This is a genomic window from Vibrio sonorensis, from assembly GCF_001854765.1.
In the GTDB taxonomy this organism is placed as follows: Bacteria; Pseudomonadota; Gammaproteobacteria; order Enterobacterales; family Vibrionaceae; genus Vibrio; species Vibrio sonorensis.
In genome coordinates this window covers 60,525-78,048 of sequence record NZ_LJJE01000112.1, presented here as the reverse complement: position 1 = coordinate 78,048, position 17,524 = coordinate 60,525, and the positions used below count along the sequence as shown (strand labels likewise).

At 42.8% G+C, this 17,524-nt stretch carries 12 protein-coding genes and 1 pseudogene; 5 read left to right on the top strand and 8 right to left on the bottom strand.

From position 1 onward, the window contains the following. Nucleotides 1–107 precede the first annotated feature (107 nt). Both fabG and BLO31_RS20215 read right to left on the bottom strand, forming a co-directional pair. A complete protein-coding gene (gene fabG / locus BLO31_RS20220; protein WP_070971120.1) occupies nt 108–830 on the bottom strand; it encodes a 3-oxoacyl-ACP reductase FabG in 723 nt (240 codons plus the stop codon). 9 nt (nt 831–839) lie between these two features. Beyond that, nucleotides 840–2,379, bottom strand: a pseudogene (locus BLO31_RS20215) (acyl CoA:acetate/3-ketoacid CoA transferase). A gap of 554 nt (nt 2,380–2,933) precedes the next feature. Here BLO31_RS20215 and BLO31_RS24950 point away from each other — a divergent pair. From BLO31_RS24950 to BLO31_RS20205, 3 genes are read left to right on the top strand one after another with little or no spacing between them, the layout of a single operon-like run. Further along, entirely contained in the window at nt 2,934–3,746 is an 813-nt protein-coding gene (locus tag BLO31_RS24950; RefSeq protein WP_217495142.1) for an ABC transporter substrate-binding protein, read from the top strand. Between the two features lie 26 nt (nt 3,747–3,772). Continuing rightward, nucleotides 3,773–4,366, top strand: coding sequence for a type 2 periplasmic-binding domain-containing protein (locus BLO31_RS24945; protein ID WP_217495148.1), 594 nt, complete (start codon nt 3,773–3,775; stop codon nt 4,364–4,366). After that, on the top strand, nt 4,363–6,108 hold the full coding sequence (locus tag BLO31_RS20205) for a GGDEF domain-containing protein (RefSeq protein ID WP_070971117.1): 1,746 nt from the start codon (nt 4,363–4,365) through the stop codon (nt 6,106–6,108). Before BLO31_RS24945 ends, BLO31_RS20205 begins: the two co-directional genes overlap by 4 nt. 89 nt (nt 6,109–6,197) lie before the next feature. Here the strand turns inward: BLO31_RS20205 and BLO31_RS20200 are convergent, their stop codons facing one another. The 3 genes from BLO31_RS20200 to BLO31_RS20190 all read right to left on the bottom strand — a co-directional run bounded on the left by BLO31_RS20200 (nt 6,198) and on the right by BLO31_RS20190 (nt 9,728). Continuing rightward, nucleotides 6,198–8,123 (bottom strand): tetratricopeptide repeat-containing diguanylate cyclase, encoded by a 1,926-nt coding sequence (locus BLO31_RS20200; RefSeq protein ID WP_070971114.1) that lies wholly within the window; start codon nt 8,121–8,123, stop codon nt 6,198–6,200. Nucleotides 8,124–8,303: 180 nt separating this feature from the next. Then, nucleotides 8,304–8,519, bottom strand: a complete 216-nt coding sequence (locus BLO31_RS20195) for a hypothetical protein (RefSeq protein ID WP_070971111.1) — start codon at nt 8,517–8,519, stop codon at nt 8,304–8,306. Nucleotides 8,520–8,777: 258 nt separating this feature from the next. After that, entirely contained in the window at nt 8,778–9,728 is a 951-nt protein-coding gene (locus tag BLO31_RS20190) for a LysR family transcriptional regulator (RefSeq protein WP_070971108.1), read from the bottom strand. 103 nt (nt 9,729–9,831) lie between these two features. Between BLO31_RS20190 and BLO31_RS20185 the strand changes: the two genes are divergently transcribed. Together BLO31_RS20185 and BLO31_RS20180 are read left to right on the top strand one after the other, a co-directional pair. Further along, nucleotides 9,832–11,172 (top strand): MATE family efflux transporter, encoded by a 1,341-nt coding sequence (locus BLO31_RS20185; protein WP_070971105.1) that lies wholly within the window; start codon nt 9,832–9,834, stop codon nt 11,170–11,172. A gap of 275 nt (nt 11,173–11,447) precedes the next feature. Continuing rightward, nucleotides 11,448–12,860 carry an OprD family outer membrane porin gene (locus tag BLO31_RS20180; protein ID WP_070971102.1) on the top strand — a complete coding sequence of 471 codons (1,413 nt, stop codon included), beginning with the start codon at nt 11,448–11,450 and terminating at the stop codon, nt 12,858–12,860. A 183-nt stretch (nt 12,861–13,043) separates the two neighbouring features. On the opposite strand, the gene BLO31_RS20175 is transcribed toward BLO31_RS20180, so the two are convergent. The 3 genes from BLO31_RS20175 to BLO31_RS20165 form a co-directional block, all read right to left on the bottom strand. Beyond that, nucleotides 13,044–14,015: a porin gene (locus BLO31_RS20175; protein ID WP_070971099.1), complete on the bottom strand. Its 972-nt coding sequence runs from the start codon at nt 14,013–14,015 to the stop codon at nt 13,044–13,046. Between the two features lie 289 nt (nt 14,016–14,304). Further along, nucleotides 14,305–15,090, bottom strand: coding sequence for a DNA-binding transcriptional regulator KdgR (kdgR, locus tag BLO31_RS20170; protein ID WP_070971096.1), 786 nt, complete (start codon nt 15,088–15,090; stop codon nt 14,305–14,307). A 397-nt stretch (nt 15,091–15,487) separates the two neighbouring features. Then, nucleotides 15,488–17,479 carry a methyl-accepting chemotaxis protein gene (locus BLO31_RS20165; protein ID WP_070971093.1) on the bottom strand — a complete coding sequence of 664 codons (1,992 nt, stop codon included), beginning with the start codon at nt 17,477–17,479 and terminating at the stop codon, nt 15,488–15,490. Nucleotides 17,480–17,524 lie beyond the last annotated feature (45 nt).

Genomic DNA, 17,524 nt, shown 5'->3' with positions numbered 1-17,524 from the left:
GACGCCTATCTAAAAAAGACGAACAATTTTTGAAAATATTCTTTTTGGCAACAAAAAAGCCAGCCCAAATAAGCATTCGGCTGGCTGATTCCTTTTTTCTTTAAGCGTTACAAGACTAGACCGCCATCAATCTTTAATACTTGTCCCGTTATAAACTTACTTTTGTCAGACGCTAAGAAAGCAACACCGTCAGCGATCTCACTCGCTTTACCCATCCGGGACAGTGGCGTTTTGCCTTTCATATAGTCTATTACTTTTTCTGGTAGATCTTTGGTCATATCCGTTTCAATAAAGCCCGGAGCAACACAGTTCACTCTAATTTGAGCCCCTTTGCGCGCGAGTTCTTTCGCCCAGCCTTTGCTCATCGTGATCACGCCGCCTTTGCTCGCACCATAATTACTTTGTCCTATATTGCCATCGGTACCAACGATAGAGGAGATATTGACTATGCTGCCTTCATTTTGCTCAAGCATGGTTTTTGCAACCTGTTGAGTGAGTATAAATACCGCTTTTAGATTGATATCGATTACGCTGTCCCAGTCGCCCTCAATCATGTCCGTTAGCATTGAGTCTCTAGTAATACCTGCGTTATTGACTAGAACATCGATTCTTCCCTGTTTGGAAACAATGTCAGTCACGACCTTCTCCACTGCGGGTTTATCACATAAATTCACTTCATAGCTGCTCAGTTGGCTTGATTCAGACCAATCGACAGGAGAAATATCGAGTCCGACAACGCTAAAGCCATCTGCCAGTAACTGTTCGCAGATAGCACGGCCAATACCGCGAGCTGCCCCAGTTACTACCGCCACTCTGTTTAGGTTAGTCATAGTTTATCCTTAAATAATAGGTTGAAAAATTGGGCTATCCATAAAGGTGAGCGAATCGCTAATCATTGGCTTAAAGGCCATTTGTTCTAATATGTCTTTTTGTAAATCGACCCCTGGGGCGATTTCTATCAACTCCAGCCCTTTATCAGTCAGCTGGAATACGGCTCGCTCGGTAATGTACATAACAGGTGTTTTTGTCTTCAACGCTTGCTTGGCTGAAAATGTAATTTGCTCCACCTGCTGAATAAACTTGCTCTGTTTTCCTTCTTGAAGGATAGACAACTTTCCTTCTTTCACTTCGGTTTTTAAGCCTGCTGCGGTAAAAGTACCGCAAAAGTAGACCGACTTAGCATTTTGGGTAATGTTAATAAAACCGCCACATCCAGCAATCTTGCTTCCAAACCGTGAGACGTTGATATCCCCTGCCTCATCGCATTGCGCAAGCCCTAAAAATGCTTGGTCTATACCCCCGCCATCATAAAAATCAAACATTTGATCTTGGCTGATTATCGCTTCAGGAAAGCGAGACGCACCAAAATCAAGACCACCAGCTGGTGCGCCACCTACAGCTCCTGGTTCGACCGTTAAGGTATATTGATCTAACGTACCCGCTTCTTCAGCAACTTGGGCAATGTATTCGGGAACGCCAATACCCAGATTCAATATCGCCCCTTTTCTTAGTTCCATAGCCGCTCTTCGCGCTATGATTGTTTTGGCATTGAGGGGCAAAGGTTCACTCGGCTTTTGTCTTGTCTTTTTTTCTCCTCGGCCGACAAATTCAGGATTCATTTGTGAAGCAAAGGTCTGCATGTGTTCAGCTTCGTCTTCGCACACCACTACTGCGTCTACAAAAATCCCTGGGATCTTAACTGCGTGAGGGTCTAACTCTCCCGCGGGTACTACGCGTTTCACTTGTACGATCACCTTGCCATTTTGATTTTTAGCGGCTTGTGCCGCTGCTAAGCTTTCCACGATAAGGCATTCATCTTCCATTGTGATATTGCCATTTTCATCAGCAGTAGTACCTCTTAACAGGGCAAGGTTGACGGGTAACTTATGGTAAAAAAGATACTCTTCTCCTCTAAAGTCCATCAGTTCAACCCAATCCTCTTTTGTTGCTGAGTTGATTTTGCCCCCCTCTTCTCTGGGATCGACAAAAGTACCCAGTCCCACTTTACTGAGTGTCCCCGGTTTCCCAGCAGCCGTATCTCTCAGCAAATGAGAAATAACGCCCTGTGGTAAGTTATATCCTTGTATCATGTTTGAGTTTGCTAGCGCCTGTAGCTTGGGAACTAAGCCCCAATGACCGCCTATCACGTGTGAAACCAAACCTTGTTCTGCAAGATGATTTACGCTCGCCCATTGCCATCGCCTTGACCGGCCGCAAAAATCAAAGTGAGATCTCTTGGAAATCCTGTCTTTCTATACCTTTCGCCGATAGCTCTTTCCAGAGATTCGGGAACAACACTTCCAATAAATCCACCTAGCATCACGCATCGCCGTCATTCACCCACTTTGCCGCGTCGCACGCTGTTATCCTTGTCACCACTGTTCACCTTCCTTAGTTGCTATAGCCAGCATAGTGGTCACATTTCATATTGTTAATTGCAATATTAGAGAGTTTGAATTGCATATAAGAAACAATAGTCCAAGCTATTCATTTTGTTGTGCTTATTTTTATTTATGCAAACAACGCCACAATTTCCATCCACTAGAATGTGTGTTCTATCTATATCCTTTAACTGAATATTGCTTAGGTGGATCAGGCTCAATAACTGCATTTTGCCACTTAGCACTTTAGGACCATTTTTTGTTTTTAGATCACATTCTATTCAGTGTTATTGGCCACGAACATTGTATTGTTTATCGACACCTCACATCGATAATCAATATTTTGTAGGGTGTATTTACCATATTTATCATCTAAACAGCACATATAACTAACACAACTATCAATTAAGCCAAATAGTTCAATTACCTCTTAATCACCAAACCGTATGACCAACCATTACACCAATTGCATAGCAAACCACTGTCACATTGCGAAATTCAATAGCTTGGAATACTTTTAAAAAGGGTTAGTGTTAATTTAGGGGGAGATCTATGCGCGCACTTATTATGGTGTTTATGCTGCTATTTTGCGTTTCAGCGAAATCTAATTCTTTATTATCTGTCCCAACGCCGATTTTATTGCCTGAAATAGAAAATAAAACGCCTATAACTTTGGTAGCAGAAAAGGGTTTTTGGACGGATTACCTCAACGAGAACATTATTGCCGAATTTACTAAAGCGACCGGAGTAGAAGTGGTTGTTCATTCCGCTTCATTAGGCGATATGTACCAGTTGCAAACCAATTCTATGCAAAATGGCAACGGGAAATTTGATGTTGTCACCATAGAAGCTGGTTGGGCAAAGGAATGGGCTGCCAACGGTTATACGGTTCCGGTTGTCGAACTTATTCGAGAGTTTGATCCGCAAGCCGCCAGTGACATTGGGACTTTTTCGAGCAACTATTACCCTGCACTACTTAGCCTACTTTCATATGAAGGCGAACTGCATAGTCTTCCATACAACTCTTATGTGATGGGAAATCACTATCGGAAAGATCTGTTTGAACACGAAGGTGAGCGAGAAAAATTTTTTGAACAATACGGTTATCCTCTTCAAGCCCCAGTGACTTTCGAACAACTTATGGATGTGGCTAAATTCTTTACCCGCAAACAGGGAGAATCACTTGCAGGCCGAACCCTACAAGAGAACTTTTACGGCGTGTCATTGATGTCGGGAAACCGTCCACACATTAACGATGAACTCTCTTCTATATTGTGGGGAATGGGAGGAAAATGGTTTCTCCCCGAGTTTAGTGCCCCGAAATTATCGGGTTTCACGTACGTTCAGATTCCGATACTGCCATAGCCGCCGCCAAGTATTACATCGATTTAATGCAATATGCGCTACCCGCCGATGATCAGTACGCTTTCTTAGAGTCTGCTAACGCACTGAACAGTGGTAAAGTTGCCATGAGCCCGTTCCTTTATAACAACCTGTGGTCTGTCAGCGGACAAATCAGCCAGAACGTACCGGATGCGGAACTTGGGATCTCTCCAGTAGCAGGTGGTCGCCCATACCACGGAGCTTACTCTTTTGCCGTAAGCTACGACAGCAAAAACCCTCAGGCGGCCTATTGGCTTATGCGATATGTGACCAGTTTTGAAAACCAATTGGCTTATGCCCAAGGCGGAGGAAATCCCTGCAGACTCGATGTGGTTCATTATTTGATAGATACACTACCCGCCGGTTCTCCACAGCGCCAAGCCTTAGAATCAAGCTTTCAGTCCGATTCGAACTGGAAACGAGATATTCATTTATACGGACACTACACAAGTACGGCAATGGGCAGTATTTACCCTAAACTGATGAAGGCGGCCTATCGAATCGCTATTGGAGGGGATATAGAAACCACGTTAAAAGCGCTTTCCGTCCAGATAATTACATTACAAAACCTATATGGTGAAGAGGCGATGTTGGCAGAGTGAAGCAACTAGAATATCGTTCGATTAAAAAACAGCTTTATGCCGCACTCGCCATCATTGCCACATTGACGATAGCGACGGTACTGGTGGCTAATTTGACCGCCAAGCAACTCAGCAACTCTTACCAAAGAGCGGCCGTTGAGTTCGTTCCTCTTATGCAGAGTATTAGTAACTTGCAGTCTATCAGTGCCAACCTAAAGTCTGAGTTATTTGCACTAAAGTCTAAGCAAGACAGCGGCAATACCCTTCTGCACATTGACCGTGTTAAATCTCATTGGAAAAAGATAGAGGACATCGACCGCGAACTTGCGCAATCTCCCCTACTTGAAGTACAGCGTATCGATTTAAAGAGTCGGAATCAGCGCATTGAGCAATACATCGTCCATACCGACCATCTAGCTCAACTTTTTATTTCTCGTTCCCAAGTGATCAACCACAAAAAGTTGATTACTCCACAAGCCATTGCGCTGCTTCGCAACACCGAAGTTCAACTGCTTCCCCAAATGGGTATTCTCACCGACCGACTTGAAAAAATGATCAGTAGCAAGGATCACGGAAATTCGGACCAGCATTACCATAGCCATAAAAGTGCAGAAACCGCTCTAAACGATGTTCGCAACTTTTTTAATATATACAAGCGAGCGCTTTTACTCGCTGAATTACTTGTCGAAGCAAGCACCTTAGAAGACGTGAGGGAGCTCAATCGCATCAAGAGGCAAGTTCACAACTTAGCCAACGGCATTGAAAGATACAGCAATAGCGAAGCTGGCCAAAAAGCCAATTTGGCGGCTTTGGCGTGGCTTGAACAAGCTAAAAGTCTCTATACCGGAACAGTCTCTGTCTTTAACATCCAATTAGCTTATATTCGCACTGAAAAGGTTATCGATTCTCTGATTTCCCAACAAGTAGAGACCGCAGACGAACTACTCGTCAGCTCCGAGCAAGTCAGGGGATATTTGCAAGATATGCTTTCGTTTGAAGCGAACTCTTCGGAAAGCAATTTAGAGCAAAAGCAGGTAATATTATGGATTATCGCCGCTTTTGGCGTCGTTTTTAGTGGACTTATTGGATGGATATTTTTACATCGCCAAGTCGTTAATCGCATTACTGACATAAGAACTAATATGATTGAGCTCTCCTACGGGAATACCGATTTGGCAGTAAAACGCAGATATCGGGATGAACTAGGAGATATGGAAGATGCACTCCAGTTGCTACAAGGTTATGTGGAACAAGTGCAAACGATGGCGACCACTGACCCGCTAACAAAACTAAACAATCGACACCTTTTCGATAGTACATTGGCGCTTGAGCTAAAGCGCAGCCAAAGAAAAAAGCAGCCTTTGGCACTTTTGATTTTAGATATCGATTACTTTAAACAATACAACGACTTGTATGGTCACCCTGAGGGTGATGATGCCATTGTAGACATCGCTCAGATACTCTCTGCTAGCTGTAATGGCGAGCGCGACTTTGTCGCTCGAATCGGTGGTGAGGAGTTTGCCGCGTTATTACCAAATACCAGCGCTTCTCAAGCCCAATCAATTGCAAGGCAAATCCAACATTCGGTAGCCGATCTTAGACGAAAGCATCAAGGCTCCGATCTTTCCCCTTATCTCACTGTATCTATTGGTATACGCATTTCTCACCCGGACTCCAACTTGTCTTCAGACCAATTGTATTCCCAAGCGGATAGCGCACTCTACAAGGCTAAAGAGACGCGCAACTCGGTGGTTATCGACTGACTTTTAGCACCCTAGTAGCGAGAGATGCCTAACTTGCTTGTATTGCAAGGCTAATGAGGCACAATTTAAGCACACCACAGTATCCTCGACTACCCGAACACACTTCGATTGCGCCCTTGCCGTTTTGCTTCGTATAGCCTGTGGTCGGTTTCTGCAAAATAGTCGGTGTTATGTCTTAACTCATCAGGAGAACAAGAATCCCCGACACCAATAGAAACCGTAACCTTTATCTCTCCATTGTCCGTCTCGTAAGGCATTTGATTAACGATTAACAAAAGCCCTTTTATCCTGTCTCTCAGTTCATCGTTGTCTTTTATCAAGCACAAAAACTCTTCGCCGCCCCATCGAACAAACAGCTCTTCTGGTTGTAACTCTTCACTAATTCGCGCGGCAGTTTCTACTAACACTTGATCACCAACATCGTGCCCGTAGGTATCATTAATCGACTTGAAATAGTCAATATCTATTAACACAAGGCGATAGTAGGCCTTGAGATCAATCTGGCGCGCTTGCTTTAACTCTTGGTGGTAGTAACGTCGGTTGTTTAATCCAGTTAATGGATCAACATTAGAAAGGTGCTCAAGCTGTAGGTTTCTAGACTTAACAGCGAACGCACGGTGAAGAGCAAACCCCAAGGCAAACAATACTAATAAAATCCATATTGTCGCTATCTTAAGGCGTAACTGTCCACGTTCAAGCTGTAAGGCGTTAAGTTGGTTTTGAACATCAAGCAAGTCTCGCTCTTGTTCAACCTCTCTTAATTCAAACGAGTGTTCAAGTGCATAAACCTGAACAGACAACTGCTCTTTCTCTCTTTGGTAGAACTGCTTATATACCTCTAAAGCCTCATCTAGGCGGCCCAGTTTTTCAAAGTTCTCCGCTTGTAAAAGATAGGTTTTTAACAACATCCTACTGTGTTTAACCTGATCAAACATATTCAAGCTCTCTTTTATGGTTGCCAAGCTTTGAACATACTTCCCCTGCTCCGCTTCTATATTCGCACGCACAAGGAGACATTGACCTTTTTGCTTTGCATAAAAATCTGCTTTAGGGTGTGAAAGGCATTTATTTACCGCCTCCAAGGCATCTTCATTTCGGCTTTCCAGCCACAAAATTCGCGCTCGTGCTTTGTACTCCAATAAATATGGATATTCTCCTATCTCACCAGATACGTATTTTTGTGACCTCTGGTAGGCATCTTTTGCTTTTGGTTTATCTCCCTTCATCTGGTAGGAGTAAGACAAGTTCAGCAAGATGGTTTGCATGGTAATGCTGTCAATTTTGTCGGAAGTTAAATAGAGATCCAGGGCAATATTCATATGGTTGATCGCTGATTGCCATTGCTCTAAATGAACATAGAGCTGCGCCATATTGTTGTACAACTTACTGCTATATGGGTTTCCAGGATAACGCTTACCCAACTCGATTCCCTGATAGAAATACCATTGTGACTGGTTTAACTGGTTTGCTGAATTGTGCAAAACCCCTGCGGTATTATATGCTCGCAGCAACTGCATATCCGCGCCATGCTTTTCTCCTAAAGCGATAGCTTTTGCGATTATCTGGATCCCTTTTTCATTTTCGCTCATTCGGGCGAGCTTGATCGCCTGCTCCAGTAAAAGAGCCATTTCGAAGTTCGCTTTGTCTTGTTCTGGAACGTACTCCAGCATTAACATTCGCTGCTTATTTGCTTCGATTTTATCATCTCGATACAAGGCCATAGTGTAGAGGGTCAAGTGACTATAAGCCTTGATTTGCCACGATTTATCTTGGGTGGCTTTTTCTATTAATTTTTTGTGCTCTTCAGTTGCAGAGTTAGGAGAACGGTATGAAGAGTTTTGTATTTGAATGAGTTTTTGCCCAATAGAGATTTGCTGCACCCTTTCAAAGGGTGCAAGAGAGGTGGTGTGCTCATCCTGCTTTGGAGTATCGCTGGAGAAAGCCACTTCCAAAGAAAGAATTATCAACGCTAAAAACGAAACAAATAGCGCAGCTGCGGTCGCCTTGTTAAACACCCGTAATCACCAAATTTATCAAAAAGATACGATATTATCTTCTCTGATTAATATCGTCATGTGAAACTTGATATTAATCGTCTAGAGAACAGTGCGTACCTATTAGTTTAGGTGATTTTGGACTATTTCCGACTCACATGTATCAAAGGCATTAGTAGCAAGGTTTCCTTAATGACTAAATCAACTCTCACTCTGTTTAAAGAAACAGTAGGCTTTAACTGCAACGATCGCGATTCCTACCCCCCATGCAATGGGGGCGAGCATTGTTTCGTAACGGCCATCATCCAAGAACTTTGATATCAGCATCAATACAATTAAAACCGCCAAATAGACCCAAAACAGTCGTTGTGAAGAGATCAAATTAGGATTTTGAGTTTTGGAATGTTCTGGTTCCATGAATGTTCCTCAGCCGATATAGAACTGTAGATTAAGCGGCTAAGACCATATCCAACCGTTATGAGTCAGGCTAATTACACGAATAGCAATTTAGAAGCACTTCAAATAATTACAATTTATCACTGACTTACAATGATAGACCGAATAATAGGCCGTACTTACTAGGTGTATAAAAGGAAAAATAAGTGTATACGCGCGCACGTAAAACTAGTGAGTCTTAACACTGGTGTACAGTCATACTATGCTCTGCCTTACGAACTACTGGCCACTAAAACCTAGCCACCCATGCTCATCTGCTAAACTTTTTAGTTTTTTTACCTGTTGTTCCGAATGAAAAGCCAACCAATCGTAAACCTCTATCGCTATTTGAGAATTTTTAGGGCAATGGCAATAGTAACGCCAAGCACTGCTTTGAATAGGAGTATCCGTCGCACAACGCAAAAAACCTTGTTCCAATTCTGGGAGCACTAAAAGTAAGTCGGTTACCGTTATACCTTGCCCCGTTAAACACGCACTCATGGCCAAGTCTAGGCTCATAAAGGTACTGTTTCTCACTTTTGGCGCATTTCGCACACCTGCTTGCTTAATCCACAGTTTCCAATCAAGGTGATCTAAACTTGGATGAAGTCTAGGTTGTTTAAGTATGCTCGCAAGGTCCATGTCCTGACTCGCAAATCTTTGCGCATAAACTGGCGCCATATACTCATCGCGAAGTTTGAAAATACCTGGCTGATTTTCATACTTTTCCCAGTTGCAAGAGTTGATAATCAAGATGTCATAATCGGTATCAGACAGCTCCGGATCGCCTTCGATAAGCGGTATTACAACAATCTCATGATTTGGGTATTTGTCGTTGAGTTTATGTAAATTGGGGATCAAAACTCGCGTTGCAAAACTGTTTGCCGTTTTAATAACAAGCCTTTCTTTGCGCGATTCATTCCAAGAGGCAATAAGAGAATCCACCGAAGAATAGTGCTCCTGCAAAGCTTTAAACAGAGCTAACCCCTCTTGCGTAACTTCTATCGAGCGGTGCTTTCTAAGTATCAGGTTGATACCGATCTCTTCTTCCAGTTTCTTCACCTGACGACTGACAGCACTTTGAGTGACATGAAGCTCTTGTGCCGCGCGCGTAAAGCTAGACAGCCTAACCACTGACTCAAAAACTTTAAGCAAATTATGAGAATGAGGAAGGTGTTTGTACGGATTCATAATATTTTCACATTACATAAGGGAATGCCAGATTGACATAAATGTCATTTGAATTGCAAGACGTAAAACCTTTAAATTTAGGGCAATTGATTTAGAGGTCTTTATGAAAAACATACTTAAGCTAGCATTCCCACTCATCATATCTCAGTTGATCGCTGTCGCATTAGTGCTGACTGACGTGTGGATGATGTCTAGGCTAAGTCTCGAAGACCTTGCCGCTGGTGGCTTAGGTGCATCTGTCTATTCCTTTGTGTTTATTGTGACAAGCAGCGTCGTTGGTTGCGTTGCTAACTTAATTGCCATCGCTTATGGTCAGCGAGTTTCTAGACCGGAATTTGGTAATCAGCAAATCAGGCTAGCAGTCAAAGGAGCCGTAATGCTATCGGTTATCCTTACATTTGTGCTTACTCTGTTTCTTCAATACACACCGGAGATTTTGATTGCAGCCAAGCAACCTCAACACGTTGTTGATTTAGCAATGACTTACGTAAACACATTGCAATGGGCAATGCTCCCCACTTTATTGCTATTGGTGTTAAGAGGCTTAACCAGCACTCTAGGACATGCTAACTCAATCATGTTCATGTCGGTCCTCACCGTTATTGTGAACATTCCAATTAGTTATCTATTCGCATTTCCTATGGGGTACGGTCTATCTGGACTTGGTGCGGGAACGGCATTATCGACGTTGTTGGTAATGATTGGATACGGGTATTGGGTGTTTAGTCATTCGACTTATCAACCTTTTGCACCGTGGCTCAATGTCGACGAATACTCCATGCGCTTAATGAAACCATTATTGGCCATGGGCGTTCCAATTGCGGTTGCCGCACTACTAGAGCATGGATTGATCTATGGAGGTACTTTGATGGCAGGCACTATTAGTGTCGCAGCCCTAGCGCTTCACCAAATACTCTTACAGTGTTTAAGTTTTACATGGAACATCAATTTTGGCTTTTGCCAAGCGTCGGCAATCATCGTCGGAAAGCATTACGGCGCAAATGACTATCAAAGCATAAGAAAAGTGTCACTTCAAAGCTTTACGCTTGTGACTATATTAAGCGCAGTGATTGCCGCTATTTTCATTGCCTGGCCAGAACTGATCAGTGGTTTCTTTCAACTCGATAGTAGCGATACCACCACTCTAGCTATTTTGTATTCTGCGCTATGGGTTGTCGCACTCTCATTTATTGTTGATGCATGGCAACTACTCGCGATTAACTTGCTTCGCGGCATGAAAATCGTCGTTGGGCCAACCGTTATTACCGCCATCGGTTATTGGTTGTTTGGCCTACCAGCTGCATGGTGGTTAATGGAAACGCATCAACTGACTGGAATATGGGCAGGTATCGGAATTGGCCTTGGAGCCACGGGTGCAATGCTTTTACTCCAGCTTGTAAAAATATTAAATCAAAAAAACCAACTCACACTACAAAACGCCTGAAAAGCGTTCATTTCACTAACTTTGGTCAGCTCTTAGAGCTGGCCTTTTTTTGCTCAAAACATCCGCCTTTTTGTTGTTTTACCGTACAGACTCTGAGCGAAAATCAAACAATGAAACTTACGACATATACCAAAATCACACTATCTTTTTATTTATGATGGAGATCTGGTTTTTTATTTTTAAAACATCGTTTCTATTTATTTATTTCAGGAAATCCATATTATCAAAACAGGAAATCAATCCTAACTTACAAATTAATAAATGGAATATTGGATATGAAACATAGAATAACTCTGTCCCTGCTTTCGGCATCTGTGCTTGCTGCCCTAGCATCTGGCCATGCAGTGGCCGACAACCTAGATCCTAACGACGTTCTCAACGAAAGTGTGGCTGCGGTTGATCTGGCAACTGAAGCGAAGCAAGCGTTCTACGATAGCTCGTCTTCAAAGATTCACTCCTTCTTGTACATTCGCGACCGCGAAGAGAAAGACGCGAATGGCACATGGGGTCCACAAATTGAAAACCAAACCCTACAACTGGCGTGGGACTACAAGTCTGGTTACTTCAGAGACACGGTAGGTTTAGATATCTGGGCCAACACAAACATCCAACTAGGTTCAACTACTGGTATGTCTGAAATTCTTTATTATGACCACAGCTGTGAAAACAACCCAGCGTACGATGGTAAAGGATGTGAAAAGTCATACGCTGCTGTGCCAATTATGGCACTGAAGACGAAGTTCGGTGATGACGAAGCGGGTTTAGCTGTTCGCGCTGGTCACACTCGTATTAACATCGGTACGATTCGCTCAGGTTGGGGCTTAAACCCTCACGCCTATCAAGGTTTAGAAGCCAAAGCTCACTATGGTGATTTTGTATTCGGATACGCTGTTGCCAACAAGTTTAAAAACGACTGGCGCAAAGAGTTCTTGCCGATGACTACTAAGTGGCACCAAAACCAAAAGTCTGGCGTTGATACAACAAACACCCAGATTGATTACATCCATACTCTTGGTGCAATTTACAAATTTGACAACGGCCAAATTGATCTAGGTTATGGTGAAGGTAAAGATTACCGCACTAACTGGCAAGCACTTGGTAAGTACGGTTTCAACCTTGGTGACGCAAAAGTAAACCTAACAGCCTTTTACCACGGTTCAAAAGCAGAAGAAACTGAGTTGACAGAAGTGACCAACGCTAAGAAGCAGCGCTACTTGGCTCTGGGTGCAAACATCAAACACGGTGGCTTTACTTGGACTGCTGGCCTAAGTGATACCGATACTGGTGGTCAGGAGCTAAACTACAATTTCCGTCTAACCCCTTGGGCTAACTCTGACAACCGTCACTTCCAGCAAACCACATCTGGTCTAGACGACTACAACACAGATGGTACTCGTGCATTTAAACTAGGTATGAAGTACAACTTTGCGAGCTGGGAACTGCCTGAGCTAACTGTTGGTGTTGGTGGTAACTACGGTACAAACGTACGCTCCGATAAAAAAGAACGTGAGTACGATGGTGAAATGCACTCTTTTGATTGGAACGTTGGTTACAAATTCTTAGATGGCGCTCTTGAAGGCCTGAACGCACGAGTATACCGCGCGAAATTCCGCGGTGACAACATCGTACACAAGAAAGACCGCAACGATACTAAAGTGCTGATTTCTTACAGCATCCCTCTAAAATAAACTGCTGTTGAAACTGTCGTTTTATTGCCCAGCGTTATCGCTGGGCTTTTTTGTATCTGCTCATTCCCTTCTCCCACTACTAAAAAAAGCACTTATCAAATTGGATAAGTGCTTTATGCAAAAGGCAGTGGATTGCACAAACTATAGGAATTAACCTAAGGTATATGATTATATTTCGCTAATTTAGAATTCAGCAGTCAAGCCAACGCCATAACCTAGCTCGCTGTCGTCTACATCGTTTCCGCCAATTTCAAAGTAGACTTTTGTATTTGGGGCAAAGCTGTAAGAAGTATTTGCAAACCAGCTCACTGCGTCGTCACCGCTTTCATAGTCGGAAAGGCTCACACCACCAGCAAGATTGACGTTGTTAGCTAGCGTGTAATCTGCCGCTAGTGCAAAGGTGCCAGTTTCTACATCATCCAGATCAACCATGTAATAGGCTGCACCCAAATTAAGATTTTCAACACCTGCATAGCGAATCTCTAAAGCGAAAAGTGAACCATCACTGTCTAGAGCTTGGCCATCACCGTTTACGCCCTTTTCTTCAACAGAACCAAAGAAACCAGTAAAGTCGAAGTCCTCTACGCGATAACCAATTTTGCCATCAAAGTAACTTCCGTCTTCACCAATGCGTTGTGCATTGTGTTTATCTTGGTTTAAAGCAACGCCTGCATAGAACTGACCGTTGTCAAATTCATAACGCACCACTTCTTCACCACTGAAGTCGACATCGGACACGAATGATGAAATTCCGAACAGGTAGTCATTCGATATACCTGCATCATCTAAAATCGTCGCAGTTTTACCGACTTTCAATGTGTGTTCGGCAGAGTACAGTGCGACGTAAACATCACCAACCGAGGTATTGTCTTTTGCTCGGTCATCGTTGTCGCCAGAAAACTCAAGGTACGCTCCCACTTGCAGATCTTTATTACCATTGATTGCATAGCGGGCATCAAAGCCAAAATCCGCATCATCAATTTCTTGCTTTAGCTCAGACCCTTCGTCTATGCTTTTAACATATCGAACTTCGACATCACCTTTTAGGTCTACCGAAACTCCATCAGTATTGTAGAGTTCAATTGCATTAGCAGAGCCAATTGTAAAAACTGAACCCGCTGCGAACAGACCTAGAGTAATTAGATTTTTTTTCATATTAACCACCGCTTTTCTTTATTCCATTTAATTGGTTAGTGTTACCGCGGTGAATAATTACAATTGGTTGGGGATATCTCTATGGCGCTATATTTTTTTATGAATAGAAAATGCTAAATAATTATATTTTATTAATGGATAAGGAATATTTATTCAGTCATATCCGAACAATTATTCTCTATCACCACTTCATTTCTCGCTCGTTAAGAGACACACTGTTGTGAAAGATTTGGTTTTCACTGGGCACAAAAAAAGCCAGCCGAAGCTGACTTTTTCTCATTGATCGTGACTACTGGTAAGGGTACTCTTCACAACCTAGCTTGGCAGAAACTTTCGCTGCTGCAAGCTGAAGTTCATTAATGTATTCGGTTTTCTTTTCTTCAGTGAAACGTATCGTAGGTAAAGAGATACTCATACCGGCGATGACTCGTTTAAAGCGATCATACACTGGCACTGCTATGCAGCGAAGGCCTACCTCTTGCTCCTCGTTGTCTTCTCCATAGCCATGCTCACGAACGTTATTGAGTTCATCTAACAACGAATCAATGTTTTCGTGCGTGCGCTCTGTAGACTTGGTAAATTCTACTTCTGCTAAAATGTCACGCACTTCTTTTTCTTCTCGATCTGCTAGCAGTACTTTACCTATGGCAGTTGAATACAGTGGGTTGCGTCTGCCAATTCGAGATTGCATTCTCAAATTGTACTTAGAGTCAATTTTGTGAATATAGATGATGCTTTCACCATCTAAAGCGCCCAAGTGCAGGGCTTCCATAGTGAGATCGGAAATTTTGCGCATTTCGATATCAGCTAGGTCCACTAAATCCACGTATTCCAATGCCGTTGAACCCAACTCGAAAAGCTTCAGCGTTAGTGAATAGTTTTCACTTTCACCTTCTTGAGCGACATACCCCAAGGTTTTCATTGTTTGTAGAAAGCGGTACACGGTGCTTTTCGACATCATGAGTCGTTGAGCAAGTTCGCTGATACCTATATCTTTTTGTGTACTTAAAGCCTGCAGGATTCCAAAAGTTTTTAGTACTGATGAGACCGATTCAGGCTGTTTATCGTTTGACATTAATCTACCTTATTGCTTTTTGCCTGTTAAACGGTGATGGCGCCAACAAATGGCATTCCATTGCTTTGCTGTTCGCCTTTTTGCAAAGGTGCTATACCGTCGTCCAAACGCTTACCGCGCGATTTAACTAATTTAAAATAATGTTCTAGTAAAAAAAGCGTTTAACCGCCTTTTTTTAGACCTATTGTGCAATATATATTGAAAATTGTTCTGACTAAATAGTAATTATCTGAATTTTCTCATTAATGCTACAACTACATGGATATTTGAGGCATATGATAGTTTTTTTTGCGTCGGTTATAAAGTTGTTGCATAGAAACACTTGGTTACATAACGGAAACGATTGCATCGCATTATTCCCCTCCAAGCTTTAATTGGCCTAAATCCTTTTTACCTTCTACCACTCATATTGAGCCAAAATAACTTTTTGTTGCTGAGCTATTTTTTGTAGTGTCTCTGCATTCTCTGCCACTAGTGTTGCGCCCTCCAAGTTAGCTGACGCTACGTTAGATATATCGACGATACTTTCAGCAATCGCCATACTGACTTTTTCCTGTTGCTCGGATGCGACGGCAACCTGCGCGCTCTGCTCGGTAATTTCCACTATGCTTTGTTGAATCGCATTCATACTGTTTTTTGTATCATCGGATATCACTAATACGGTTTGCATGCCTTTGCGACACTGCTCCGCAATATTTACCGCATCCTTTGCTGATATACCTAGAGTTTTAATCATCTGCTGAATCTTGCTAGTTGAACTGGCAGTGCGCGAGGCTAGTTCACGAACCTCATCGGCAACCACGGCAAATCCACGACCTTGCTGACCCGCTCGTGCAGACTCTATGGCCGCATTCAATGCCAGCAAGTTGGTTTGCTCTGCAATGTTTTCAATGACTTCAACAATCTGTCCGATATCTTTACAATCGGAGTTCAGCTTTGCTATTACCTCTCTGCACTCATCCAGCCGTTCCGCCAATTCATTTGTCTGCACCTGACTATCTTGCATCAAATTCATACCGTTGCGCGCAGAACGCTCTACATCGAGCAAGTATTCACTGCTTAGCTTAGTTGCTTGAGCTACTTCTCCAATCGACAACTCCATCTGCTGCATCGCGCCCGCCACTGTTGTTGTTTGTTCGTTTTGCTTATTGAGTTCTATTTTGGATTTTTCTGCGGAAGCGCGGTTGTCTTGAGACAATGTATACAACTGGTCAGTAACGTCATCAACCTTAGTAAGCAAGAGTCTTAGCTTATCAATAGCACTATCAAAATCTTTACCAAGTTGTCCGAATTCATCATTGCGCTTGAATGACAAAGTATCCGTTAATCGTCCATTGGCAAGGTCACTAAGTAAAACGACTAATCGTTTTAGGGGTATCCGTATTTGTCGACTTATTGAAAATGCAATGAGCAACGTGGCAACAATTGCTGAGGATACCAGTGCTATTGTGTTAATAATGTTGAGCGTTTGCCCCCGCTTTGCTGCAGTAACGAAATGGTCTGCGTCACTCTGTGAGCGTTCATTCAGTGCCAACAAACCATCAATACTGACAGCAATACTGGCTAGGCTTTCAGTGATCTCTAACTCTAGTTCTTGCCGTTCCTCCATCGCTTGTAAATGGAGCCAAAGTAGACCGTTTTCACGACTTGCCTGAGTAATAACGGATTCAAACTGTCGTTGCATCGTCCTATTGTATTTTCGTGTGACTTTTACCAACTCTTTACTGGTTTTGACCAGATTTTTTGCCAGGTTTTGGTTGTTCTTATAAAGTTTTGAAATCTGACTAGCAGAACGTGTGTTGAGTGCTTGCTCTGTATTAAAAGTAATGGAGTCTAGGCCGCTAGACAGCGTATTAGCCATAAATCCGGCGTTCATATTGTCGGATTTCCCTGCTAATCCGTAAATGGACCGTTCTAGTTTTCTGCTATCTAACGAAAACTGAGCATTTTTCTTATTCACTTCTTGTTGAGTTACAAGGATCTCTTCTAGATCGCTGTGCCATCTCCCTACCTTGTTAAAAGAAGTATTAAAAGAAAATACCTCGTTGTCTGCCGCTGAACTATTTTCCAACAAGCGTGTGAGTTCTTGAGTAATTTTGACGTAACTTTGGTGGTGTACTTGAATCGCTCTTTGGTTTTTCTGTATCTCTTCTGGCGATGAGGTATGTAACAGTTGACCAAGTTCGACTTTCACATTCAGCAAGACGGCCACAAGCTTACTGACTTCTAACATTTGCGGGCTCGTTTTCTGGGTGAAATGATCTAAATACTCAGCCTGTTTTTCACCTTGATAGACTCCGAGCCAACCAACCGATATCAGGAGTAACACCAGCATCGAAAAGCTGATATTTACTCTTCGAACAATTGACATATTCTTCCACAGTTTCATAGCTTTACCTTCTGACACTGGTGACAAGCACCAAATAAAAGAGCC